At 43.0% G+C, this 22,483-nt stretch carries 23 protein-coding genes; 9 read left to right on the forward strand and 14 right to left on the reverse strand.

Annotated features, from left to right (window positions below; genetic code table 11):
• Positions 1-74: 74 nt before the first annotated feature.
• The gene (can, locus tag Q9312_RS10100) at positions 75-764 is read right to left on the reverse strand and encodes a carbonate dehydratase (RefSeq protein WP_309200717.1); all 690 of its coding nucleotides are present in this window, start codon (positions 762-764) and stop codon (positions 75-77) included.
• A gap of 243 nt (positions 765-1,007) precedes the next feature.
• Between can and Q9312_RS10105 the strand changes: the two genes are divergently transcribed.
• From Q9312_RS10105 to Q9312_RS10115, 3 genes are all read left to right on the forward strand, one after another.
• Entirely contained in the window at positions 1,008-2,261 is a 1,254-nt protein-coding gene (locus Q9312_RS10105; RefSeq protein ID WP_309200718.1) for a hypothetical protein, read from the forward strand.
• A gap of 42 nt (positions 2,262-2,303) precedes the next feature.
• Entirely contained in the window at positions 2,304-3,728 is a 1,425-nt protein-coding gene (rsmF, locus tag Q9312_RS10110) for a 16S rRNA (cytosine(1407)-C(5))-methyltransferase RsmF (protein WP_309200719.1), read from the forward strand.
• A 125-nt stretch (positions 3,729-3,853) separates the two neighbouring features.
• On the forward strand, positions 3,854-6,109 hold the full coding sequence (locus tag Q9312_RS10115) for a putative bifunctional diguanylate cyclase/phosphodiesterase (RefSeq protein ID WP_309200720.1): 2,256 nt from the start codon (positions 3,854-3,856) through the stop codon (positions 6,107-6,109).
• A gap of 32 nt (positions 6,110-6,141) precedes the next feature.
• Here the strand turns inward: Q9312_RS10115 and Q9312_RS10120 are convergent, their stop codons facing one another.
• The 3 genes from Q9312_RS10120 to Q9312_RS10130 form a co-directional block, all read right to left on the reverse strand.
• On the reverse strand, positions 6,142-6,690 hold the full coding sequence (locus Q9312_RS10120) for an SRPBCC family protein (RefSeq protein ID WP_309200721.1): 549 nt from the start codon (positions 6,688-6,690) through the stop codon (positions 6,142-6,144).
• A gap of 62 nt (positions 6,691-6,752) precedes the next feature.
• Complete coding sequence (locus Q9312_RS10125; protein WP_309200722.1) at positions 6,753-7,619, reverse strand: general secretion pathway protein GspB; 867 nt, start codon at positions 7,617-7,619, stop codon at positions 6,753-6,755.
• Positions 7,620-7,626: 7 nt separating this feature from the next.
• Positions 7,627-9,276 carry an ExeA family protein gene (locus Q9312_RS10130; RefSeq protein WP_309200723.1) on the reverse strand — a complete coding sequence of 550 codons (1,650 nt, stop codon included), beginning with the start codon at positions 9,274-9,276 and terminating at the stop codon, positions 7,627-7,629.
• Between the two features lie 147 nt (positions 9,277-9,423).
• Between Q9312_RS10130 and Q9312_RS10135 the strand changes: the two genes are divergently transcribed.
• From Q9312_RS10135 to Q9312_RS10145, 3 genes are read left to right on the forward strand one after another with little or no spacing between them, the layout of a single operon-like run.
• The gene (locus tag Q9312_RS10135; protein WP_309200724.1) at positions 9,424-9,855 is read left to right on the forward strand and encodes a DUF4870 domain-containing protein; all 432 of its coding nucleotides are present in this window, start codon (positions 9,424-9,426) and stop codon (positions 9,853-9,855) included.
• A 3-nt stretch (positions 9,856-9,858) separates the two neighbouring features.
• Positions 9,859-11,100: a multifunctional CCA addition/repair protein gene (locus Q9312_RS10140; protein ID WP_309200725.1), complete on the forward strand. Its 1,242-nt coding sequence runs from the start codon at positions 9,859-9,861 to the stop codon at positions 11,098-11,100.
• An 11-nt stretch (positions 11,101-11,111) separates the two neighbouring features.
• Positions 11,112-12,089: a hypothetical protein gene (locus tag Q9312_RS10145; protein ID WP_309200726.1), complete on the forward strand. Its 978-nt coding sequence runs from the start codon at positions 11,112-11,114 to the stop codon at positions 12,087-12,089.
• Positions 12,090-12,123: 34 nt separating this feature from the next.
• On the opposite strand, the gene Q9312_RS10150 is transcribed toward Q9312_RS10145, so the two are convergent.
• The 6 genes from Q9312_RS10150 to folB are packed head-to-tail and all read right to left on the reverse strand — an operon-like array spanning position 12,124 to position 16,026.
• The gene (locus Q9312_RS10150; RefSeq protein ID WP_309200727.1) at positions 12,124-12,930 is read right to left on the reverse strand and encodes an undecaprenyl-diphosphate phosphatase; all 807 of its coding nucleotides are present in this window, start codon (positions 12,928-12,930) and stop codon (positions 12,124-12,126) included.
• A 35-nt stretch (positions 12,931-12,965) separates the two neighbouring features.
• Positions 12,966-13,232, reverse strand: coding sequence for a hypothetical protein (locus Q9312_RS10155; protein WP_309200728.1), 267 nt, complete (start codon positions 13,230-13,232; stop codon positions 12,966-12,968).
• Positions 13,229-14,428 (reverse strand): class I SAM-dependent methyltransferase, encoded by a 1,200-nt coding sequence (locus Q9312_RS10160; RefSeq protein WP_309200729.1) that lies wholly within the window; start codon positions 14,426-14,428, stop codon positions 13,229-13,231. Before Q9312_RS10160 ends, Q9312_RS10155 begins: the two co-directional genes overlap by 4 nt.
• A gap of 11 nt (positions 14,429-14,439) precedes the next feature.
• Entirely contained in the window at positions 14,440-15,156 is a 717-nt protein-coding gene (locus Q9312_RS10165) for an SDR family oxidoreductase (protein WP_309200730.1), read from the reverse strand.
• A complete protein-coding gene (gene folK / locus Q9312_RS10170) occupies positions 15,153-15,656 on the reverse strand; it encodes a 2-amino-4-hydroxy-6-hydroxymethyldihydropteridine diphosphokinase (RefSeq protein WP_309200731.1) in 504 nt (167 codons plus the stop codon). The genes Q9312_RS10165 and folK overlap by 4 nt, the downstream gene beginning before the upstream one ends.
• 1 nt (position 15,657) lies before the next feature.
• Positions 15,658-16,026, reverse strand: a complete 369-nt coding sequence (gene folB / locus Q9312_RS10175; RefSeq protein WP_309200732.1) for a dihydroneopterin aldolase — start codon at positions 16,024-16,026, stop codon at positions 15,658-15,660.
• A gap of 89 nt (positions 16,027-16,115) precedes the next feature.
• Here folB and plsY point away from each other — a divergent pair, with 89 nt between their 5' ends.
• From plsY to Q9312_RS10190, 3 genes are all read left to right on the forward strand, one after another.
• Positions 16,116-16,727, forward strand: coding sequence for a glycerol-3-phosphate 1-O-acyltransferase PlsY (gene plsY / locus Q9312_RS10180; RefSeq protein ID WP_309200733.1), 612 nt, complete (start codon positions 16,116-16,118; stop codon positions 16,725-16,727).
• 84 nt (positions 16,728-16,811) lie between these two features.
• Positions 16,812-18,359, forward strand: coding sequence for a dipeptidase (locus Q9312_RS10185; RefSeq protein WP_309200734.1), 1,548 nt, complete (start codon positions 16,812-16,814; stop codon positions 18,357-18,359).
• A gap of 5 nt (positions 18,360-18,364) precedes the next feature.
• The gene (locus tag Q9312_RS10190) at positions 18,365-19,540 is read left to right on the forward strand and encodes a tetratricopeptide repeat protein (protein WP_309200735.1); all 1,176 of its coding nucleotides are present in this window, start codon (positions 18,365-18,367) and stop codon (positions 19,538-19,540) included.
• Between the two features lie 24 nt (positions 19,541-19,564).
• Here the strand turns inward: Q9312_RS10190 and tsaD are convergent, their stop codons facing one another.
• The 4 genes from tsaD to Q9312_RS10210 form a co-directional block, all read right to left on the reverse strand.
• Positions 19,565-20,575 carry a tRNA (adenosine(37)-N6)-threonylcarbamoyltransferase complex transferase subunit TsaD gene (tsaD, locus tag Q9312_RS10195; protein WP_309200736.1) on the reverse strand — a complete coding sequence of 337 codons (1,011 nt, stop codon included), beginning with the start codon at positions 20,573-20,575 and terminating at the stop codon, positions 19,565-19,567.
• Between the two features lie 129 nt (positions 20,576-20,704).
• On the reverse strand, positions 20,705-21,559 hold the full coding sequence (locus tag Q9312_RS10200; protein WP_309200737.1) for a phosphotransferase: 855 nt from the start codon (positions 21,557-21,559) through the stop codon (positions 20,705-20,707).
• Positions 21,528-22,148, reverse strand: coding sequence for a nicotinamide riboside transporter PnuC (gene pnuC / locus Q9312_RS10205; RefSeq protein ID WP_309200738.1), 621 nt, complete (start codon positions 22,146-22,148; stop codon positions 21,528-21,530). Before pnuC ends, Q9312_RS10200 begins: the two co-directional genes overlap by 32 nt.
• A complete protein-coding gene (locus Q9312_RS10210) occupies positions 22,145-22,408 on the reverse strand; it encodes a YkoF family thiamine/hydroxymethylpyrimidine-binding protein (protein WP_309200739.1) in 264 nt (87 codons plus the stop codon). Before Q9312_RS10210 ends, pnuC begins: the two co-directional genes overlap by 4 nt.
• Positions 22,409-22,483: the final 75 nt, after the last annotated feature.

Raw genomic sequence — 22,483 nt, forward strand, 5'->3', positions numbered from 1 at the left:
ATTACCAAGCTAGCGATGGCAACCCTACTCTCCACCATAGGAGCAAGGTCGCCAAAGATTCAATCGAGATACGGCTAGCCGTCTTTAGACCCAAATTCAACCGGACTGAAAGGAATGTTCGGTCGAGTAGATGATGTGGTTTCAAAGAGATGGTAGATCTTATGTAAGTCTTTGCGATTTCGCTGAGTAACCTTAAGGTCGTTAACTAAGCCATCTGCCACGCCATAAATCCAACCATGTATCGATAATTGCTGACCACGATCCCACGCATATTGAGCAATTTTGGTTTTTGCGACGTTGTACACTTGAGTAATTACATTCAATTCACATAATTTATTCACGCGGTCGCGTTCAGACAAGTGACTTAACTTCGATTCATTATTGAAGTAAATATCTCTGATATTCGTCAGCCAAGCGTCAACCAAGCCAACTTCATTTTCGCCAAGTGCAGCACGTACACCACCACAACCATAGTGGCCGCATACAATAACGTGCTTAACCTTAAGTACTTCAACCGCAAACTGCAGCACTGACATACAGTTAAAATCAGTGTGCACAACTACATTGGCTATGTTTCGATGAACAAACAGCTCACCCGGCGCTAAGCCAACGACTTGATTTGCAGGAACCCGAGAGTCAGAACAACCAATCCATAAATACTCTGGTTGCTGCTGCTCTGACAACCGCTTAAAAAACTCAGGGTCTTCAGCAACCATCGAGTTTGCCCAAGCGATATTATTATCAATTAGATTCTTTACCGACATATTTCTACCAATATTCACTTTAGATCGGCACAGTTTGAACAGTAATCAGGTTTTATTCAAGTAATCTTATACAGGTATAACCATTCTAGAAGCCCCGTTTAATCAAGAATATCGAGAACGAATTAACGCTAAGATTACTATTTAGTGCACAAAAACCTTCCTTTTAAACTGCTATGCTTTAACCTGTGACTGGCGTTTTAATGAATCAAATCAGATAGATTAAGAGGTTTCGTAGCCAAACTCATGAGCCAAACGCAGCAAAACAACACCGATAACAGCAAGACAACTCGATGGGTCCTTGTCATCCTCTTATTATTGCTGTCAGTCGCGTCTTACTTTTGGCTCTATAATCGTCCTATCAATTCAAAAGTAGAGCACAAGACACGTCCACCGGCTTTAGTTGAGAGGCAACCTCTAAAGAAAGAAACCAACGCGAACAGTCCTACATCCATCACAAAAGAAACTGTCCAAACGCTCCCTGTATTACCGATAGACGACGTAAAGCTGACCGATGTATACGATCTACCGATTGATTATTTTAGGGAGTTACGTAGCTTATTTCGACAACTCAACTTACCGCCAGGCGTACAAGTTTATCTCGACAGTGGAGATTTAGTATCGGCCATTCGAATTTTACAGTCGCAACCAGAAAACCCTTATCATTTGCTGGCCAACGAACTGATTCAAATCACCTGCTCAGCCATTGTTTATGATGGACGATATTTGGCCGAGACCCCTAACCTCGAGGAGCATGAAAAAAAGGAACTGAATGAGTCAGAGCTTGAATTCTTTTCGCGATTTCGTACTCGACGGTCGAATGCGTCACTTCGAATGCAACAAAACTGCAACGATCTAGAAATAGCGCTCCCTGATGCCATCGAAAAACAACGAGCACAGTTACTGGCGCGTAATCAGTCGGCATTAGCTCAAGTGTTTGGACAAATGCGCGATCTCAATAAGCAGCAAGCTCAAAACCTCCTCCTTCATGCGTTTCAAGAGTCTCCAAATAACTTCTTAGGCAATAGTCTAACCGCCATGCTTTTAATGAGTGATGATCCTTTAGATGTGCAACAGGGTTTAGCACTGTTAGACAATCTTCCACAACCTGATGAGACGGTATTTAATGCCATGGCTTATTGCTTACAGAAACTGTGCCTCGACAATCCGAGCGTGACGCAAAGCTCTCGAGAAATTTGGCTAGAGAAAGCGGCTGAGCTAGGCTCGAATGGAGCTCTTAGACAGTTGTCGCAATTTTATGAAAAAGAAGGTCAATGGCAAAAAGATTACGCGTGGCAAACTTATCATCTAACCATTTTAAAGACCGGTTGCTATGCCTCTCCCGAAAATTACTTGCAAGAGTACAGCTACGTCAAAAAGCGACTCAAACTTTCTCTTGAGCAATTGACTGAAGAACAACTAAGCAATAGTAGAAAAGTCGCTAATCAATTATTTTTGGATCATTTAGAGCAGGCTCAAACTTGGCGCGGCTGCCTTTGAGCAGTACAATAACCGCTAAATTTATCTCTTTGGTCAAGAGTCATGTCGGTTCTCACTCCTGAATATCTCGCACATATTCAACAACAACAGCAATTTGATTCGCAGCAAATGGAAAGGTTTGAAGCGATTTCAAATCAAAGTTTACGTAAATCCATCCGAGTCAACCGACTTAAAATCACCACCACTGAGCTTCGTCAACGGCTCGAACAAAAGGGATTCGAGTTAGAGCCCATACCTTGGTGTAACGATGGATTCTGGATAACTCAAGACCGTGTCGAAGAACTTCAACTTGGCAATTTAGTCGAGCATTTACAGGGTCTCTTCTACATTCAAGAAGCTAGCTCTATGCTTCCAGCGCAAGCGTTATACTTTCTTGAACCTGAAGCCAAAGAAGTTCTTGATATGGCAGCAGCCCCGGGATCAAAAACAACCCAACTTGCTGCTCTGTTAGGTAAAGGCAGCAGTATTGTCGCTAACGAACTTTCAGCGAGCCGAATTAAAGTATTGCATGCCAACCTCCAACGGTGTGGCGCTAGCAATACGATTCTAACTAACCTCGACGGACGAAGCTTTGGTGAGCAAGCACCTGAGTTCTTCGACGCAATTTTACTCGACGCACCTTGTGGTGGAGAAGGTACCGTTAGGAAAGATCCAAATGCTTTGCAAAATTGGTCACCACAAGCCTTACAGAAAATTTCACACTTACAAAAACAACTTATTGACAGTGCCTATGCAGCATTAAAACCTGGCGGTACATTAATTTATTCTACCTGCACCTTGTCGTTCGAAGAAAATCAACAGGTGTGTGAACATCTACTCCAAACCTACGACGATATCAAATTACAACCACTTGATGGACTGTTTGAGTCCGCAGGGCAATGCGCTACCAAAGAAGGGTATCTACATGTTTTTCCTCACCTATTTGATTCTGAGGGATTTTTTGTAGCGGCCTTTAAAAAATCCGGAACGCTATCAGCATCGCCATCGGTTTCACCTCCCAAAAAGTGGCCATTTACACGCCCCAATAAAAAAACGCTACACGATCTAGAGCAACTACTTCTAAACCTCTCGTCGTTCGACGTACAAGCGAATCAACCCTATATTTGGCAAAGAGAGAATACGCTTTGGCTATTCCCTCCTTTGACCTTTAAGGTAGCAAAATCTATGCGAATTTCTCGTGCAGGAATAAAGCTTGTGGAGCTTCATAAAAATGGAGACCGTTTGAATCATGATTTTGTAATGGCTTTCGGCGAAACTTTTCAAAAGAAAGGAATGTCACTAGATGACGATACAACTCGAGACTTCTATCGCGGTATAGACTTAATCACTAGCGGCGAGAAAGCAAGTAAAAGTGAAGCAGTTGCATTTTACAATGATTTTCCTTTAGGCGTCGTAAAGCCCATCCAAAACAAACTTAAAAACCGCTTGCCAAGAAATCTCGTTCGAGACAATCCAATCGTTGGATAATGGAGTTTTTTCGCCACACTGAAGCTTTTAAACGAACACTCATAAGCCTAATTTTCAATTTATAGTAACTCTTCTATACTTAACTCTCCTAAAGTTGATATTGCGACAAATAGTTGGTTAATTACATGTTTGTGTCACGAGGGTCTTTGCTTGGTGTATTCTTATTCATAACGATTGCAGGAGTCGCTCTCTCGTATAAGATCTATTACCAAGGTCAACAAGTCGATACCAACAATACGGCTTTACTATCCGAAAAACTGCCCGTTTTACATGCTGTATCTGAAATAGAGCAAGCATTGAGTGAGCATGAACGAATTAATTATGAGTTTTATGCAACCCAAGATGCTCAAACTTTCACTCGCAACCAATCACAAAATCAAAACCTTGTTGATAAACAGCTCTCAGCATTAGCTTTGCACTCTGTTGATGCGTCGGTTCTATCGAAAATTAAGGATTACATCCACCAACAACGACAACTGTCTGAAGATTTGCTGTTTCAGTTAACACGAGGTACTTACCCCGAGCAGTGGGACAAATCTAGAGCTCTTCTTTCTGATATGACCAACTTAGGAAACATGATACGACCTCAACTCATGGAGCTATCGTTGCAAGTCGAAGAAGATTTGAAGGTGACTCAAACGCTTAGTTCAGAGCAGCTTCATACTATGTCGAATCTCGTTATCATTTATTCAATGATTATCATCGGAATCGCTATTTTTGGAGGCTATCAGCTGTCCATCTTTTTTAAGGAAGCGATTGAGAAAAAAAAGCTCGCTCATTTTGTTGAGCGTAACCCTAATGCCGTACTCAGTTTAGACTGGAATGGCCATATTACTTACTTAAATCCTGCGGCAGAATTACTCGAAGACGCGATTAATTTCCCTTCAATATTTCAGCAGGTTGAAATAAAAATCAATGAATTGAAAAGCATCAGTCAATCCCATTTAAGTTGGCAGTTTAATCGGCACGATTTGGACTTCTTAGCAACAATCCACAAACACAACGACATTCAAACATTTACCTTATACTTAGAAAACATTACACAAAGAAGAAAGGCTGAGCGAGAACTCGAATTTCTAGCTTTTAATGATCCTCTAACGTCATTACCCAACCGGCGACGAATGGAGCTCGATGGCATAGAGTGGCTACAGCAAGCGGAAAGCCACCTGCTAGCACTCGTCGTCATCGGAATTGATCGATTTAGTCAAATAACGACAACCCATGGATATCAAGTTGGCGATGAAATTCTTAATTCAGTTAAAGAACGCATTCAAACTTCATTAAGCATGCTCCCAGAGCGAGATATTCAAGCGAAGCTATATCGCTTTACTGGAGCTAAATTCACTCTATTATTGAAATCAACAACAAAAGAAGCGATTGACGACTGGACTCCTAGGCTCATTCAAGAAGTGCAATCAAGCCTTTTAAGCTTTATTGCTAACAGTCATGGACATTTCTATCTTCATTTATCCTTTGGCGTTTCAAATAACCTACAAAGTCGACATCAATTTTCACAGCTTTTGCAAAATGCAGATGCCGCCTATACCACAGCTCGAAAAACAGGAAGCAATCAAATTTGCTTTTTCAGTGACGACATGCAAAATCGTGAACGTCAGCGATTACAAATGGAAACAGATTTACGTATTGCAAAAGACAGCCAGCAGTTTAACTTGGTTTACCAACCAAAAATAAATACTAAAACTTTAAAAATAATGGGCGTTGAAGCGCTTATCCGTTGGCAACATCCTACCTCGGGATTTGTATCTCCGGCTGAATTTATTCCTGTTGCTGAGCAGAGCGGATTAATAATAGAAATTGGCAGTTGGATTATTGATCAAGTTTGTCAACAAATTGCGATTTGGCGTCAACAAAAGTTGAGTCAAATAACCTGCGCGATTAATATTTCTCCATTCCAGTTCTTGCATCATGATTTCATCGAACAGTTAGATGTAGCGATTGCTAAGCATCAAGTTCCATCATCAAGTGTCGAACTAGAAATTACCGAAGGTCTACTCATGCATGATCTTCAACGATCAGTGGAAATACTTAAGCAATTACATCGTCGTGGTTTTAAAATATCAATAGATGACTTTGGAACAGGATACTCATCCTTGGCCTATTTAAAATTATTCCCATTAGACAAGTTAAAAATTGATAAGTCGTTCATTGATAATATTAGTAGCAACGGTGCTGACCGTTCCATTGTGCGTACGATTATCGATCTAGCAAAACACTTAAACTTAAAAGTCGTTGCAGAGGGCGTTGAAACGCTAGAACAATTCGAACTGCTTAACGAGTACCAGTGCGACGAAATTCAAGGTTACTACTTTAGTAAACCAATCAGTGCTCAAGCCATCATTGAATTTAGCCATGAGCACTAACGCTAAAGTTACCTAGGCATTGACTTCTTCGATTACCCTTCTTTTTTCTCGGTCAGTACTTTCAAATTAGTAAGGCCTTGCTCAAAGTCAGGTCCCATTAACTCATCGATAAATAATACAAAGTAACGACTAACAATATCAGTACCGACATCACCTTCATCACTCCACACTACTAAAGTTTCGGCTTCACCGTTTTCGCCGCGCAACTCTGTTAGTGACATTCGGCCAATAGACTGCATTCCCATATCGGGAAAGAGTAAATCATAGGTAAGTTCTTCATTGTTGATGGCAGTTAAAATCATCTGGCCATTGCCTTGAGTTTCACTCGACCATTTAGAAGAATGACCAACCATTCCAGCATCGCCAGTAATGGTTATTTTCATTTTTGGATCTCGCTCGAACCAAACGCCCCATTTCTGCCAGCGAGAGAAGTCACTGATCTCCTGCATAACTTTTTCAGCTGGAGCTGCGATCTTAATTTCGCGAGAAACTTTATACGTAGGCTCTAAAAAGTACCCGCCGCCCCAAATAACAACCACTAGAACGACCAAAGCAATGATAGCAACTTTTAAAAACTTCATTATTCGCTCCTTCTTATCACCTATAAATTAGCGATTTACTCTTATTATGTTTAAATTTCCGACTATTGATTGAGTCTTACTCTTAAAACGCCATTATTAATTATCACCCCTTTGGGCTCAATTGATTCGAGAAACCAACTATTAACTATTTGGTCACCCTCGGTTTTCATTTCCCCACCGACAAAAACAAACCGCTGAGAAGGATCTTCTGAGTAAATATGAGCATCTATCACAACTTCATTGACCATTAATAATTGAACTTGTGTTAATTCGTCTTTTTCTCTAACCGGAAGATCTTGTCGCAAATTCGAAGTGTACTCGCGGCTAGGAGGAGTATTTCTATTTTCAACTTCCGTTGAATAGGTTCTGGAGTTAGACGATGACTCAATAGTATCTGAACGAGTTTGACTCGATGTATTTTCAGAGGCATAACGCTTCGGTCGATAGCTTTCAATATATTGTTCTGATTCATCGCTACTAGCAGTGCCACGCTCAACATTCGTCCGCTTATCATTGCTCGTTGATGGATTAAGCACGACGGTTTCTTGCTCATTGCCTACAGATTCTGATTGAGAGGTTTCATTCACCTCTTTCATCAATTGAGTGGAGGCAGTATTTGTAACGTTAGTTTTATTATCTAAATTACTGTTTATCGATGAAGTTTCTAAATTGCTTTGCGTTGAACTGGATGGAACGTTTACAACAGTAGATCTCGCACTTTCTGATTCAGACAGCAGTTTGAATAACAGATAACAAATCACCACAAGAATTAACGCGATAGCAAGTAGTAATCCATGCAGCACATTAAATCTAGTGCCTTGACTCGATCGCTCTGGCGTTTCTTCTAAAGGACTTGCGATCAACTCATCTATATCGTCTGATGATTGGTCATCTGTTCCTTTATTTAGTGCATTCAATAAGATTGACATAAACGGACTACCTCAGAGTTGGCATGCCAGCAGTGGTTGATGTATTTAATTTTATTAACGTGTTCATGCCCGCAATACCGTCAGACGTTAACCCATAACGTAATTGAAAATCTTTAAGTTTTATTTCAACTATTTGAGTAAATTGTTGTTCAGTTGAAGAAACTTCTCCTGGATATAAAAACGCTAAGCGCTCAGATAGCCAACGAACATCGTCTCCTACGTCGCCTTTTTTAATTGGCTTTGAATATCCGGGCGGCGCTTGCCATAACATTTGGTACTGGCGAGTCCAAATAGATAACAATAAGTCTTCTTTAATCCAACGTCGTCCAGTTTGAGTTTCTATCTCAACTTGATTGCCTTTAACCCGATGCAAAGTCAACCAACTCGTATCCCCCTCATTATTTTCAACCAATAGATTCGCTGGCCTGTTCATTTCAAGCAGAGTTTTCCAGTTTTCATACCCAGTTTCGCATTTCAGTTGAAAGTCATCTGCAAACTGACAAAAGTCGCCCTGTGATACTCTTTTGTAATTCAGTTGCCAACGCTGCGCTAAAAACTCTTCAGACCAACCACCAGTTTGATCATCTCGTCCACTAAAAATGGTGTTGTATATTTCATTGCGATCCATTAACGAAGGTTCGATACCACCTGCTCGAATGCTCTCTTGATGATTATTCTTAGAAACTGAGCGAATGGTCGGTTGCTCAATAGGCCGTTGACTATTGCTGCTGCTTTCGCTGCTACTCAGCCAATAGCCGACGGCAACACCCATACTAACCAGCACCAAAACGCCGGCAGCAATCCCGCCAAAGACGAGACCTCGTCGACTACGACTCGCTTCAACAACATCCAAAGGCATCGCTTCTTTTGCGGCAGCTAGAACATGCTTTTCAGCAACTATCTTTTTTTCTTCACTATAAGCAGCCATCAATGCGCGGTCACAAAGGTTGTTAATCAATCTCGGTATGCCTTCAGAAAATCGAAAGGCGCTTTTCAACGCTTGCTTGCTAAAGAGTGCTTGCGTTGTTCCACCGATGCGCAATCGATGTTGCACGTATAATGCGGTTTCTTGTTGATTCAGCGGTCGCAAGTGATATCGAGCGGTTACTCGCTGAGCCAATTGACGGAGTTGTTTACGCGCGAGAAGCTCTTGAAGTTCAGGCTGCCCAACTAAAATAATTTGTAAAAGCTTTTTTTGGTCGGTTTCTAGGTTGGTCAATAACCGAATTTGTTCTAAAACTTCCGGTTGCAAATTTTGCGCTTCATCGATCATCAACACCACATTAATATTATCTTGATGACACTGCAGCAAAAAGCGCGTCAGATTATCCGTTAGATCTTTCAGGCTGTACTCTGCCTTTTCATAATCGATACCCAACTCATCACATAAGGTTGCGAGCAACTCTTTGGCGTTGAGCATTGGGTTCAAAATAAAAGCCAACCGAGTATTTTCGGGTAATTTGCGCAGAATTTGTCGGCAAATCGTGGTTTTTCCGGTGCCTACCTCTCCGGTTAACAATACAAATCCAGCACCGTGGCGAATACCATAGGCCAAGTGCGCGAGCGCTTCTTTGTGCCGCGGGCTCATAAACAGAAATCGCGGGTCTGGCGCGATAGAAAATGGACGATCCTTCAATCCAAAAAAACTTTCGTACATAAAAACTCTTTATTATCTCTTTCTACGCCTAATTGGCGTTAACGCACCATACTAATCAACGTGGCAACAATTGAAAAGGGGATAATTATACTGACTCGTCGGATAAGTTTGGTTAAACTGAGTCCATCTTACATTGGAGAGTATAAAATGACTGAACAAAACGATCATCAAGCTCAGCCGCAAGAAGAAGCTCAAGCGGAAGCTCCACAACAACCGACGGCTACGCCAGCCAATGAAGGCCCAACAGCCGATGAGCGTCAATATGCAATGTTTTGCCACCTTGCAGCCTTTGCTGGATTAATCATTCCATTTGGAAGCATCGTCGGACCGCTAGTAATGTGGTTAATCAAAAAGGACGAGTCTGCCTACATCAATTACCATGGCCGAGAAGCGTTAAATTTTAACATCACCATGGCTCTGCTCGGCTTATTGTGCTTTTTGCTTATGTTTGTGGTTATTGGCGTATTTTTGCTGCCTCTGTTAGCCGTCGTCTGGTTAATCATGATTATCGTCGCCTGTATCAAAGCCAATGATGGCGTTGAATATCGTTATCCCTTTGCTTTGCGACTTATTAGCTAAACCATGAACACTTATTTAGTTGGCGGAGCGGTACGTGACCAACTACTAAATCGCCCAGTCGTTGATCGCGACTGGGTTGTTGTCGGCGCCACCCCTGATGAACTGATACAACGCGGTTTCAAACCGGTGGGAAAAGACTTTCCCGTTTTCCTAAACCCGCAAACTCATGAAGAATATGCTCTGGCACGCACAGAGAAGAAGCAAGGAAAAGGCTATCATGGCTTTTCTTGCTACTTTGCTCCAGATGTAACACTGGAACAAGACCTCGAACGACGAGACTTAACGATCAACGCCATCGCTCAATCGGAGGATGGAACACTTGTCGACCCTTTCAATGGCGTTGCCGATCTTCAAGCCAAGGTTCTGCGCCATGTTTCAGCGGCCTTTATTGAAGATCCCTTGCGCGTGTTGCGCGTGGCAAGGTTTGCCGCTCGTTACCATTCATTAGGGTTTACCATAGCCGAAGAAACCTTGCAGCTCATGCGACAACTAGCGGCGAGTGGCGAACTGAACCATTTAACGCCGGAGCGAGTTTGGAAAGAAACCGAAAAGGCATTATCAGAAAATTCACCTCAGGTGTATTTTCAAACCCTTCATCAAGTAGACGCATTAGCTTGTATTTTTCCTGAGTTAGACCGCCTTTGGGGCATTCCAAACCCACCACAATGGCATCCAGAAATAGACTCTGGTATTCATACCATGATGGTTTTAGAGCAAGCCGCTAAATTGTCTTCATCCATTGACGTTCGATTTGCTGCACTTTGTCATGACCTAGGCAAAGGACTCACACCCGAACATGAGTGGCCCAGTCACAAGGGTCATGAAGTCGCAGGAATAAAAGTGATCGAAAAGATGTGTCAGCGTCTGCGTATTCCTAATAAATTGAAACAACTGGCCTGTGTAACATCAGAGTACCACTTGCATTGCCATCGAGCGTTTGAACTAAACCCCAAGACTTTGATAAAAACGCTTGAATCAACCGGTGCGTACCGTCAAGAAAACGCTTTTGAGCAATTTTTGCTGGCTTGTAAAGCAGACTTTCTGGGTCGTACCGGATTTGAAGACAAGCCTTACCCGCAACTAGAATTTCTGAGTCAGCTAAGAGAGAAAACCGCAACCATCGATGCAAAGCCTTTTATTGACGAAGGGTATACTGGAAAAAAAATTGGCGAACAAATTTATCGAAAGAGAGTCGATATTGCGACATCTTTTCGCGCAAGCTTTTCTGATGAGACGAGAGCATAAGGGAGATTAATATGAGCCGTGTAATTGGTGACTCTAAGAAGCTAAAACAATCTACGATTAATCTTCCCGTTTTGATACTTGGACTGGCGTTAATTGTACTTTCCTTGCTTACTCAATTTGCTCCGCAGCTTATTTCCGAATGGCTTCCCAGCCCGGTGTTAACCTTTATTCAAGAGCAATTTATTCTGTGTCTATTTATTGGGTTTTCAATAACCTCTATTGCCAGAATTATTCCTAAATTGATGACGGCAAAAGCGGCCTCAATGAGGCAACCTAACTCTGTAGAATCGATGTCGACAAACGACTATTCAAACCGTCATTCAACAGACACTTCAAACGTCGACTCTCGCCATGAACTTGAAGCCAGCAGCTTTGCACATCGCGAGTCGAGTGATGAGAAGTTATTCGACTTGGACGAAACGCCCGCCTGGTCATCTCAACCAACGCCCAATATTGATTGGTCGCCATTAAAAGGGGGCGGCGCGAACTTTCAGACCCATCAGCTACGTCAAGTCAATGCTGATTTAGTACGGGTTGAGATAAGCTGGCAGATGAAGTTATTCGCTTTGGTCTTTGCTGGTTTTGGTGGTGTTTTTTCAGTGGCATTTTTTGTCTCTTCAGGAGAAATCATTCCGAGTCTTATCGGTTCTGTGTTTTTGGTTATTGGTATTGCTATCTATTACTTTTCAAGTACACCGCGCATATTTGATCGACAGCTTGGTTATTACTGGAAAGGACGACTAAAAGACGTGTCATTAAGCAATATTCGTGAGCTCGATGATCATTGCGCACTCGATGATATTTACGGCATACAAATTGTGACTGAATACGTCCGTGGAAACAAAAGCAGTTACCACAGCTACGAGCTGAATTTAGTGTTAAATAATGGTTCGCGACTGTGTGTGACCGATCATGGAAGTAAACGTAAAGTTAATGAACAAGCTTTAGCTTTATCGACGTTTCTTAATAAGCCTCTGCTATCTCGCTAAAGACAGCCGAGGCGGTTTTAAACTCTTAAAGAACTCAAATAAAAATAATGGTTAGTAGAACAGCACCGAGCGCTAGTCGATACCAGACAAATGGCATCATTCCAATTTTATCGATCAATTTAAGAAAAAAGTGAATACAGGTGAAAGCGCTAACCGCAGCAATTGAAAAGCCGGCGAATAACTCGCCCCAATGAACCGCTTGAGGCTGCTGAATAAGTTTTAGGGTGGTTAAGCCACCGGACAAAACGATCACCGGAATAGAAAGTAAGAAGGAAAATCTAGCCGCCGCACTACGCGACAACCCTAACCATAAACCAGCCATCATCGTTGCGCCACTGCGACTGGTTCCTGGTACTAATGCCATTGCCTGAGCAATTCCAACAACCATGATGTCTTTGATTCCGATATCGTATTCGTCTCTGCGTGCGACGGCACGCTTCTCAATCCACCATAACAACAGTGCAAATACAATGGTCGTCGTTGCAATCACCGGTATTGAACGCAAATACAAGTCAACAATATCAAAAGCACTGAATATCAAACCAACCAGCCCGACCGGGACGGTGCCCCAAATAACCGCCCAGGCTAACTTGGCGTCGCGCTCCATATTCTTTGAAAAACCACTTCGAAAAAAGGACTGAGTCATTGCCATGACTTCATGTCGAAAATAAACCACGACCGCGGTTAAGGTTCCAACATGCAAGGCGACATCGAAGGAATTTCCTTGATCTTGCCAACCTAAAAGTTGCGCAGGCAAAATTAAATGCGCGGAACTAGAGATAGGAAGAAACTCGGTGAGCCCTTGTATAAGAGCCAGTATAATAATTTGAAGCCAGTCCATATGTTCGTCTTTTGCTAAGATTTAAGTCGGATTAATTAGCGGAACATTCCATAGTACACGCCGTATAAAATAGCTTGTGCGAAGATGATCAACCAAAAATAAATACCAAACACCATGATTTTAGCGGTTTTGCTATCAAGGCGTTGGTTACGCATCACTAAAAACACCGAAATGACCACAGCGATGGTGAGCGCAATGAGGCCATGGGTTTTCCAATCAAGAGGTTCTTGTTTCGCCCAAGCCCATTGAGGGAGGATCAAAAGCCCCATCGAAATTACGAGTAAATGCCATGAGCGCATCATAAACGAGCCACCAAATTGCACGGAATCATTGGTGCGGCATTCTCTCTAAACTGCTTGGTAAAAGCAATGGCTTTGACAAGATCACCCATCTCTCCGGGCATCATTAATTGTTGCAATTGCTGAGACTGAATGATTCGCTGCGTCAGGTCGCCAACATCGGGGAGCGATTCAACACAACCTGACTGTAAAATAAAGTCACGTTGATTGCAGAATCCACTTAATGTGTACCCAGCTGACTCGATCACGCCGCACAATTCAGAAAAGTTGACATGACTGGTAATGTCTTGAGCGCCCGGTATTAAAGTAAACTCACCGTGACGATGATGTCTAAAATAACATTGCAACGAGCCGGAGCGTCTTATCAAACTAAAAAACTCCCTCGCCTCGTGGCCGTAATCTAAGAAGATACAGCCGCCTTTTATGAGTCGCTCCAACCAACTCAACAACCATTGTCCCCGCTGCGGTGCTGCTTCTATCACGAACTCTTCGACGTCGGGCAATTTATCTTCATGCTGTTGAATCCAACGTATTAAAGGCTCGCTGGTGACGGAACACCAAACACTCTCCCATCCCTGGCCGCTTGAAATAACTCGGTTTTCTAGCCACTCTCCATTTCGTTTTTTAACTTGAAAAAACGGAAGTGCATCTAACACTTCATTACCAATCAAAATGGCTTGTTCAGGACACTGTTCAGGGCTTTGAATCCAGTGACAACGTTCTAGATCAATCCCTGCTGAGCGTAATGAGAGACGTTGCTGCTCGCGGAGTATAGGCGACGGTTCAACTATCCAATAATGCTCAATTTCCGGTACTGTCCGCCAAAGATCGACCGCTAGCGCACCTCTTCCAGCACCAAATTCTAATAGGTGCCCTTTCACTTCTATCAACTGCGGTGCTAAGTAACTTGCTAGCGCCCTTGCTAATATCGATGATATTTCAGGCGCAGTGACAAAGTCACCATCATGACCGATGGGTGACCGACCCGCCATATAGTAGCCATAACTTGATTCATATAACGCCAGGCTCATAAAGTCAGGCAGACTAAAAGAAACTGCATGAGTGCCATCGAGCGTTTCTTTCATGAGCTGATTAAGTGCCCATGACTGTTGCAGACTAGCTTCATCAATTGCGGGTAAGCCAATCGCCTTTAGGGCCTGCTGTTGGTGGTCGAAATAATGCTTTTTTTCGGCAGTCACAGTCAGCTCAATTACAAAAATTCGCCGCCGTCTAGGCTAAGTACTTGCCCAGTCACGAAGGGTTGCTGAACCAAATAGCGTACCGCTCTGGCCACTGCGTCGGTGTCACCTGTTTGCTGCAAGGGAATCGACTTTTCAAGCCGACTTAAATAGGTTTCATCCGCGCCTGGAGGGGGTAATATTGCGCCAAGAGCCACCGCATTAACTCGAACCTTCGGAGCCATAACTAAAGCGAGATCTTTGGTTGCTTGCGCCAATACCAGCTTTGACCAACGGTAAGATAAGCGCTGTGTTTGATTTCGATAGACTCGAGCATCGACAATATTGATCACTTGCTGCAGTGAGGCGCATCTCTTAAACACAGCTTCTGCCAGCAAAATTGGTGCACGAGCATTTAAATTCATGACGCTATCCCAATGCTCAGATAATTGACCAATGTGATCATCGTCAGGAAAAATAGCGGCCGAATTTACCAATAGATTAATGTCTTTGAATGCCGGAGGGATTTGCTCAAGCAAGCATTCAATGCCTCCGCGATCACTAAGATCGGCCGTAACAAGACAATGCTCGGCTCCCATCGTTTGAAGCTCTCGAGACAGCGACTCCGCCGGCTCACTTGAGCTATGATAATGCACAATGAGTCGATAACCTTGTTCTGCTAGCTCACGGCAAATTGCGCGCCCAACACGAATCGCGCCACCAGTTACCAGAGCGACATTTTTATTCATCGATAGGCATCCATATTAATTGGATCGGCAATTTGACTCAGTCGCTGGGCACTCGCATCAAACTTGGAAGCAATCTCAGAAATTGGTGCCGCCGCGACCGGATGCTGCCAATCAGAAGCAATGTCGGCTAACGGAAAAAGCACAAATGCATGATAAAGAATTTCGTCTCGCGGTAAGACCACGGGCTCATTGATGACTTCATCGCCGTAGTTTAAAAGATCGATGTCTAGTGTTCGATCGCTGAACTTTGGCGCACTATGATCACGGCCTGACAATCGCTCAATGTCTTTAAAGCGCTGAGTTAACGCCAAGACGTCTAAGTCACTGTAAAATCCAGCGACCAAGTTATAAAAATCATTCCCGTCAAAACCAACGGCCGCACTTTGATAAACCGGAGATATCAGTAACTGACCAAAATTCTGGTACAGCTGCTCCATCGCCATGGTTAAATGTTTATTGTGCTCAACATTGGTGCCAATACTGACGTAAATCTGCGGCATATCAGTTGGCTCCATGTCCTTCAGCCGTCCGCATGATAGTAACACCGACCGCTCGGCTACCACGAACAGCACCGGGCTTGGCTAATTTAATTTTTACCCAAGCAACAGCAAACTGATTTAAAACTAATTCAGCACTCTGTTCGACCAGTGTTTCGACCAGTTTAAACTCAGTGCTTTCGATGAACTGTGTTAAAGCCGTTGCAACAGCGCTGTAGTCCAACGCCTTTGAGAGATCGTCAGAGGCAGCAGCAGCTTTAATGTCAAAGCCCATTTCTACATCCAAGATCAGCTTTTGACGAATTTTTCGCTCCCAATCGTAAACCCCGATCACCGTATCTACAGTTAATTGTTCGATGAAAACCGTATCCATAATGCCTCTTATTGGTATTTGTGCGACTTGCTTTTGCTGTTCAAGGGTGTAATGCTAAGCGCATTATAGCGTGAATCGACGTCTATTAAATGGAGCTGAACGCAATTTCTTTTCTGAGTCTTACCTTAGTGCTTGCCAGTTATGGTTTAGGCTCGATTTCCAGTGCCATTTTAATTTGTCGTTTGGCTGGTTACGGCGATCCTCGAAGCGCCGGTTCCGGAAACCCCGGAGCAACCAACGTAATGAGAATAGGCGGCAAAAAGCTTGCTTTTCTGACACTGTTAGGAGACAGCCTTAAGGGAGTCATTCCCGTATCCGTCGCACTGTCACTCAATCAACCACAAAGCATTATCAATGCTGTCGCTGTCGCCGCATTTCTTGGGCATTTATTTCCGATCTTTTTTCATTTCAAAGGCGGCAAAGGTGTGGCTACTTTTTTTGGAGTAATTTTTGTCTTGAACTGGCAATTAGCAACCTTCGCCGCTATTTGCTGGCTCACCGGTATTTGGGCGTTCAAAATTTCTTCTCTTTCAGCGTTAATTACTGCGATTACTGTACCTGTGTATTCATGGCACTTTTTTCCCGAATTATTTTTTCCGCTGTTGATCATATGCATTTTGATGGTTATTCGACACCACCAAAATATACGAAATTTAGTCTCTGGAGCGGAACCTCCAGTTAAACGGGCCTCTTCAACGTAAACAGCCCGAAAAAACACACCCTTCGACTTGAGCAAGCAATGAAGACCTAATCTTACCGAGTCGAAAAAATTGAGAAACATTCATATGGTAAACATTCACTGGAAACTGGGGCTACTCTTTCTTTTGCTAGCGAGCGGAACTCTCTCGGCTTTAACTCAAGAAGACGCAAAACTAGCACGAGCAGCACGATTGGGTGATCTCGCCGCCACCGAGTATTTCGATGCAGCGAAGAATGCCTTAACTGAAATGGTACGATTCAAAACCGTATCAGACTCTCATACGCCGAATCATCAGAATCCTGAGTTTATACGCTTTAAACAGTGGCTAAAACAACATTGTCAGCGACTGGGGCTACGTTATGAAGATCACCAACAAGTTATTCTCGTCTCTATTGGTGAAGGTGAAAAGAAACTTGGACTCATCACGCATGCCGACGTGCAACCTGCGAATCCAGCAATGTGGAAAAACAATCCATTTGAACTCGACCAAACTCAGCGAGTTGACTATTGGATCGGACGGGGTACGGAAGATGATAAGGGACCTATCGCAGCAACTTTGTATGCTCTAAAAACGTTAAACGATGAAAATTCCAAACGACCCAAAATTGAATTATTGATTTATCTGTCAGAAGAGTCAGACTGGGAACCTCTAAGAGAGTTCGTAAAATCCTATTCACCAGCCCCGGTTAACCTAGCATTCGATTCTGAATTTCCAGTGGTCACCGCAGAAAAGGGTTGGGGATTAGTTAAACTAAAATTTCCAGTATTAGCCGACAACCTAACCGATCAATCCTCAATTAATGATCGACCACAAATACTAACCTTTAAAGGCGGAGCCTTTAGTAGCCAGATTCCGCAACAAGCCATTGCGATTACTCGCGGCCTGACCGACCAACAAGTCATTGAACTCAATACACAACTCTCTCGTCTAGCGCACGAGAGAAAAGTTAAGTTTGAGATTACTCGAGTACGAGACAAAACCTTTCTCTCTCTAGAAGGCCGATCAGCCCATTCGTCAAAACCTGAAGAAGGTATTAATGCGGTAAGTCATTTAGCCTATGTACTTGGTAGTCTCGAGTGGAGCCCTAGCCCTGAATCGACTGCCGTTCACTTTCTCGGTGACAATATTGGACTTTCATACACCGCAAAACACTTCGGAAACGTCGCTTATCAAGACAACTTTATGGGACCGCTCACCGTTTCTCCAACGCTACTAGAATACAACCAACTTCACCTAGAGCTTTCAATTAATCTGCGTCGCCCATCGGGGAAATCTCGCTCTCAGCTTCAACAAGATATTGAGAAAGCGTTAAATGACTGGCAAAACCAGCGTCAATTAAAGATAGAAACGCTAGGCATTACCCTCAGTGATCCCTATCGAATGGATAATGCGCCTCAGGTAGCCGACTTACTTAAAGTCTATGGTCATATTATGCAAGTTAAAGCACCGCAACCCGTTTCTATTGGAGGATCAACCAATGGGCAATTGTTCCCCAATACCGTCGGGTTCGGTCCCTCATTTCCTGGAAACGAGTATACCGGGCATTCAGAGCACGAATTTATTCGGGCGAACGATTTTAGACAGCTATTGCGTCTATACACGGCAACACTTGTTTACCTAACAGAAGATTAAAAAAGATGGTTCGTTATATACTATTGGTTTCACTGTCTGCGTTTCTCGGACTAATTTCCTGTACGTCTCAACCTGTGCAGATCCAGACGCTCAAAGAAAGAGAGAGTCGACTCGACTGGTCATTGCCCAGTGGTTTTGACAACACGACGAAAATACCCGATGAAACACAGTTATTTTCTCTTTCGGATGCTCAAATAAATGAGTTTAAACGTTTTCTAAAAAAGAAAGATATCGCGGTACTGCCTGGCCATCAACAAGTCTCTGAATACCTAAAAACCATGACGGCTAATTTTAATTACTATGGTAAAACCTTTTTAGCCAGCGATGCTTTTCGATTGCAAAAAGGTAATTGTATGGCTCTGGCTATATTAACCACAGCAATCGCAAATGTTCACAATATAGACATTGATTATGAAAAGATTCATGCCGAGCCCGTTTATCAAAAACAAGGAAGTATCGTGATTCGTGGTGATCATGTGCGAAGTAAATTAATTGACCCTAATTTTCAACTCGCCGACAAAGCCTTTGTCATTGAAAAGCCATCCATTGTGGTGGATTACTTTCCTAGCTATGGTGGACAACGCGGTGCAGCCGTCAAGCGGGCAGAGTTTCTTGCCATGATTTACAGTAACCTAGCAGCCGAAGCTTATGTAGAGAAAGACTATAACACCAGCTATTACAGTGCAAAACGATCTTTAAACTACGATCAAAATTATGCACCTTCGATTAATATTCTGGCCTTAACTTTAAAACGAAAAGGTCACTTAGCACGCGCAGAAAAAGTCTTTCAATACGGCTATCAAAAAAGTCCGATTAATGTCGAACTGCTGAGCAACTATAAAGATTTTTTAGTCACGATGGGAAACCAAGCGTTAGCCGATAAGGTTGACCAAAAACTGCGTTCTGTCGACCTTCCGAACCCTTTCGACTACATTAAATTAGGATTTGATTACTTAGATAGAGAGCAACCTAAGTTAGCTGAAGAGATCTTTCGTAAAGCGACGGTTATCGCGCCTTATCTACACCAAAGCTATTTTGGATTAGCTTTGACTTATTTACAAATGGATCAGAGTAAAGACGCGCAGTATTGGTTAGAAAAAGCCATGTCCAGCAGTTTCCAATCAGAAATTCGCGAACAATACCGTGCAAAGATTCAAGCCATTTCGATAGGAAACGGTTAACTCCGCGAATGACGATAAATACGGTTACTGCTTTAATTCATTCAACGGCCAACGCGGACGGGCATTAATTGATAGTGTCTCGCGATCACCATTTTTGAAGCGGCAGTAACCGGCATACGCGATCATGGCACCATTGTCGGTACAAAACTCTGGTCTCGGATAGAATACTTTGCCGCGACGTTTCTTCATGAGTTGAGCCAATCCTGATCGCAATTGTTGATTAGCACTGACGCCACCAGCGACAACCAGTCTTTGATATCCCGTTTGCTCAAGTGCGCGACGACACTTAATCATCAAGGTATCGATGACCGCATCTTGAAAAGCGTGCGCAATATCGGCCAAAGCTTGCTCTGAACCATCACAGCTGCGAAGGGTATTGGCCGCGAAGGTTTTTAGCCCAGAAAAACTAAAGTCCAAACCAGGTCGATCAGTCATAGGTCGTGGAAAACGATGGACTCCTGGTCGCCCCTGCTCGGCTAATTTAGCGAGCCTCGGTCCGCCCGGATAACCAAGCCCCATCAACTTCGCCGTCTTATCGAATGCTTCTCCTGCGGCATCATCAATCGACTCACCCAAAATGGTGTAATCCCCTAGGGCTTTCACATCGACCAACATCGAATGACCACCCGATACTAGTAAAGCCACAAATGGAAAATCCGGTTTATCGTCTTCTAATAATGGCGCTAAAAGATGGCCTTCCATATGGTGAACAGCCACAGCAGGACAACCCCAACTATAAGCTAGGCTTCGCCCAAAGGTCGCCCCGACAAGAAGAGCTCCAATCAACCCTGGACCTTGAGTAAACGCCACCGCGTCTATTTCACGGCTACTCAATCCTGACTGTTGAAGAACCTGATCAGTCAATAAAGCCGTTTTACGAATGTGATCACGAGACGCCAGTTCGGGCACAACGCCACCATATTCTGCATGCAGTTCAATCTGACTATACAAAGCTTGGGCAACGATTCCCTGTTGCTCGTTGTAAATGGCGATGCCTGTTTCGTCACACGACGTTTCAATACCCAGTATATTCATAAAGAAATTGCTTTAACCCTAATCAGTCACCACTGTGTTAAGCGCAAATAATACCACAGCAAGATAAGACTGCTGAAGTGATGTCAACGTCTAGAGATGGCTACCCTTGACTTCAAGTTGACAGGAAACCTAAGAGGCTAATTCAAACCAAGCTCGATTCAACCAATCACTCCATAGAATGAGCTTTTGAATGTCATCAAAGGTGCCTTCAAAGTTTCCTTCGATTTTCGTCCGATCAGAATAATAGTTAAATAGTATCTTTACTTGTGTTTCAGTCAGCCGATTAATCGTAGCAGCGGCAGCGATATCGAACAATGCTGGTGCCTGACGAGCATATTCCCAATCTAACCACTCACCATTAATCAGTAGGTTTTCCCATGAAGGGTCCATATGACATGGCACCAAATTCTCCATCGCACTTTTCGGGAGTTCAGGTAGACCTAAACGTTCGCTAAGCAATGGATGATTAGGATTAAGTTGATTGGCATACCACTCGATTTCTTGAGTTAAATCGATCGAAGAAAAACTCAAATCGCTTTGGTGTGCACGGACCAAAGCTTGCGCTAGCGAGTAAAGTTTCTCCGTGTCAGAAATAGATGACTGAGCGATCGTTCCCGCTGAGCGATAAGGCATTAAAACACATCGATGGCTTGCATCACTTCGTACGATGGGTGGTGTTAATTGTTGAGCAGCGATGCTTGCATTGAGTTTAAGCAAGGATTGAAAATCAAACGAAAGACGGTCAGTGCGAAAGATTTTTAACACCCAATAAAACAAACCATCAGAAGCTTTCGGTGCTTGTTGACCCTGTTCTTTTAAAGACTCTTCAGATGTTGCAGCGACACACTCATTTATTTTCTGCGATATAGCAATGTCTGTAATCAAGTAGCATTGGTTACTTGCACTAGGAAATTGCTTGATCAATCGAGCTTGTTGACTCAAAAAGCCCCGTTCAATAAGCGGAGCAAGTGGACAAGGATTCATCTTGTTGTCGCCATTTAATGTACCAGGTTCTAACACCGTATAACGACATAATAAAATACACAGCCATCAAACCACAGGTAACGTATAACTCTTTATGCCAAAACATGTAAGCAGACAAAGGATTGATCACTAACCAGAAAAGCCAGTTTTCAAATACTTTTCTAGCGACTAGGAAAGTCGTATACACCGCGAACCATACCGTAAAGCCATTTAAGTATGGAAAATCAGCTTTAAAATAAACGTCCGATACAAAACCGGAAATCAAAGCAATGCTTCCGAATATCGCAGCTCCAATCACATGATTTTTAACTGGCCAACGAATAATGGGTAGTTGTTGCTGTTCTGAGGAACCTTGCCAATGCCACCAACCATATATGGCCATTATCAAGTAGTAAATATTTAAAGCACTTTCTTGTAAAAGATTAACGTCAAAGAATAGTACAGAAAAAATAGCGGTGCTCAAAAATGCGCATACCCAACACCAGCGGTTCGCTTGTGCAGCCAATACAATATAACCGACCGATAATAGAACCGCCGTCCATTCCCACAACGACTGAGCCTGCCATTGAGCAATCCACTGTTCCATCATGAGCGCTGCGACTCTGGTCGAATATCTGAATTCAAAAATTTACACGCAAAGATAGCCTTTAATTCTTGTTGGAACGTTTTCTTCATTTGCTCATTTAACACGCTCATCACAAGATCGTAATCGCCACAAATTTGCGTGCTCATATTATTGGTCACGACGTATAAATCGGAATATTCATTAAGTCGATCAATAAAACTTTGAATATCGGGTATATATCCATCTTTCAAAGGATACAAACTGATTTCTACTGCTAATATCATCACGACGCTCCTTAAGTGTGTCGTTTTATCTTGCGGTATTCCATGATCCTTTGAATTATCAAAAGATCATGGTTT

The organism is Pleionea litopenaei, assembly GCF_031198435.1.
Taxonomy (GTDB): domain Bacteria; phylum Pseudomonadota; class Gammaproteobacteria; order Enterobacterales; family Kangiellaceae; genus Pleionea; species Pleionea litopenaei.

Bases quoted from the DNA above. Each gene is read 5' to 3' on its own strand.
- plsY (WP_309200733.1), top strand. From the start codon at position 16,116: ATGGAGCTGAACGCAATTTCTTTTCTGAGTCTTACCTTAGTGCTTGCC.
- rsmF (WP_309200719.1), top strand. From the start codon at position 2,304: ATGTCGGTTCTCACTCCTGAATATCTCGCACATATTCAACAACAACAG.
- Q9312_RS10185 (WP_309200734.1), top strand. From the start codon at position 16,812: ATGGTAAACATTCACTGGAAACTGGGGCTACTCTTTCTTTTGCTAGCG.
- Q9312_RS10125 (WP_309200722.1), bottom strand. From the start codon at position 7,619: ATGTCAATCTTATTGAATGCACTAAATAAAGGAACAGATGACCAATCA.
- Q9312_RS10105 (WP_309200718.1), top strand. From the start codon at position 1,008: ATGAGCCAAACGCAGCAAAACAACACCGATAACAGCAAGACAACTCGA.
- tsaD (WP_309200736.1), bottom strand. From the start codon at position 20,575: ATGAATATACTGGGTATTGAAACGTCGTGTGACGAAACAGGCATCGCC.
- Q9312_RS10130 (WP_309200723.1), bottom strand. From the start codon at position 9,276: ATGTACGAAAGTTTTTTTGGATTGAAGGATCGTCCATTTTCTATCGCG.
- Q9312_RS10210 (WP_309200739.1), bottom strand. From the start codon at position 22,408: ATGATATTAGCAGTAGAAATCAGTTTGTATCCTTTGAAAGATGGATAT.
- folB (WP_309200732.1), bottom strand. From the start codon at position 16,026: ATGGATACGGTTTTCATCGAACAATTAACTGTAGATACGGTGATCGGG.
- Q9312_RS10115 (WP_309200720.1), top strand. From the start codon at position 3,854: ATGTTTGTGTCACGAGGGTCTTTGCTTGGTGTATTCTTATTCATAACG.
- Q9312_RS10150 (WP_309200727.1), bottom strand. From the start codon at position 12,930: ATGGACTGGCTTCAAATTATTATACTGGCTCTTATACAAGGGCTCACC.
- folK (WP_309200731.1), bottom strand. From the start codon at position 15,656: ATGCCGCAGATTTACGTCAGTATTGGCACCAATGTTGAGCACAATAAA.
- Q9312_RS10200 (WP_309200737.1), bottom strand. From the start codon at position 21,559: ATGAATCCTTGTCCACTTGCTCCGCTTATTGAACGGGGCTTTTTGAGT.
- Q9312_RS10135 (WP_309200724.1), top strand. From the start codon at position 9,424: ATGACTGAACAAAACGATCATCAAGCTCAGCCGCAAGAAGAAGCTCAA.
- Q9312_RS10165 (WP_309200730.1), bottom strand. From the start codon at position 15,156: ATGAATAAAAATGTCGCTCTGGTAACTGGTGGCGCGATTCGTGTTGGG.
- Q9312_RS10155 (WP_309200728.1), bottom strand. From the start codon at position 13,232: ATGATGCGCTCATGGCATTTACTCGTAATTTCGATGGGGCTTTTGATC.
- Q9312_RS10120 (WP_309200721.1), bottom strand. From the start codon at position 6,690: ATGAAGTTTTTAAAAGTTGCTATCATTGCTTTGGTCGTTCTAGTGGTT.
- Q9312_RS10140 (WP_309200725.1), top strand. From the start codon at position 9,859: ATGAACACTTATTTAGTTGGCGGAGCGGTACGTGACCAACTACTAAAT.
- Q9312_RS10190 (WP_309200735.1), top strand. From the start codon at position 18,365: ATGGTTCGTTATATACTATTGGTTTCACTGTCTGCGTTTCTCGGACTA.
- can (WP_309200717.1), bottom strand. From the start codon at position 764: ATGTCGGTAAAGAATCTAATTGATAATAATATCGCTTGGGCAAACTCG.
- pnuC (WP_309200738.1), bottom strand. From the start codon at position 22,148: ATGATGGAACAGTGGATTGCTCAATGGCAGGCTCAGTCGTTGTGGGAA.
- Q9312_RS10145 (WP_309200726.1), top strand. From the start codon at position 11,112: ATGAGCCGTGTAATTGGTGACTCTAAGAAGCTAAAACAATCTACGATT.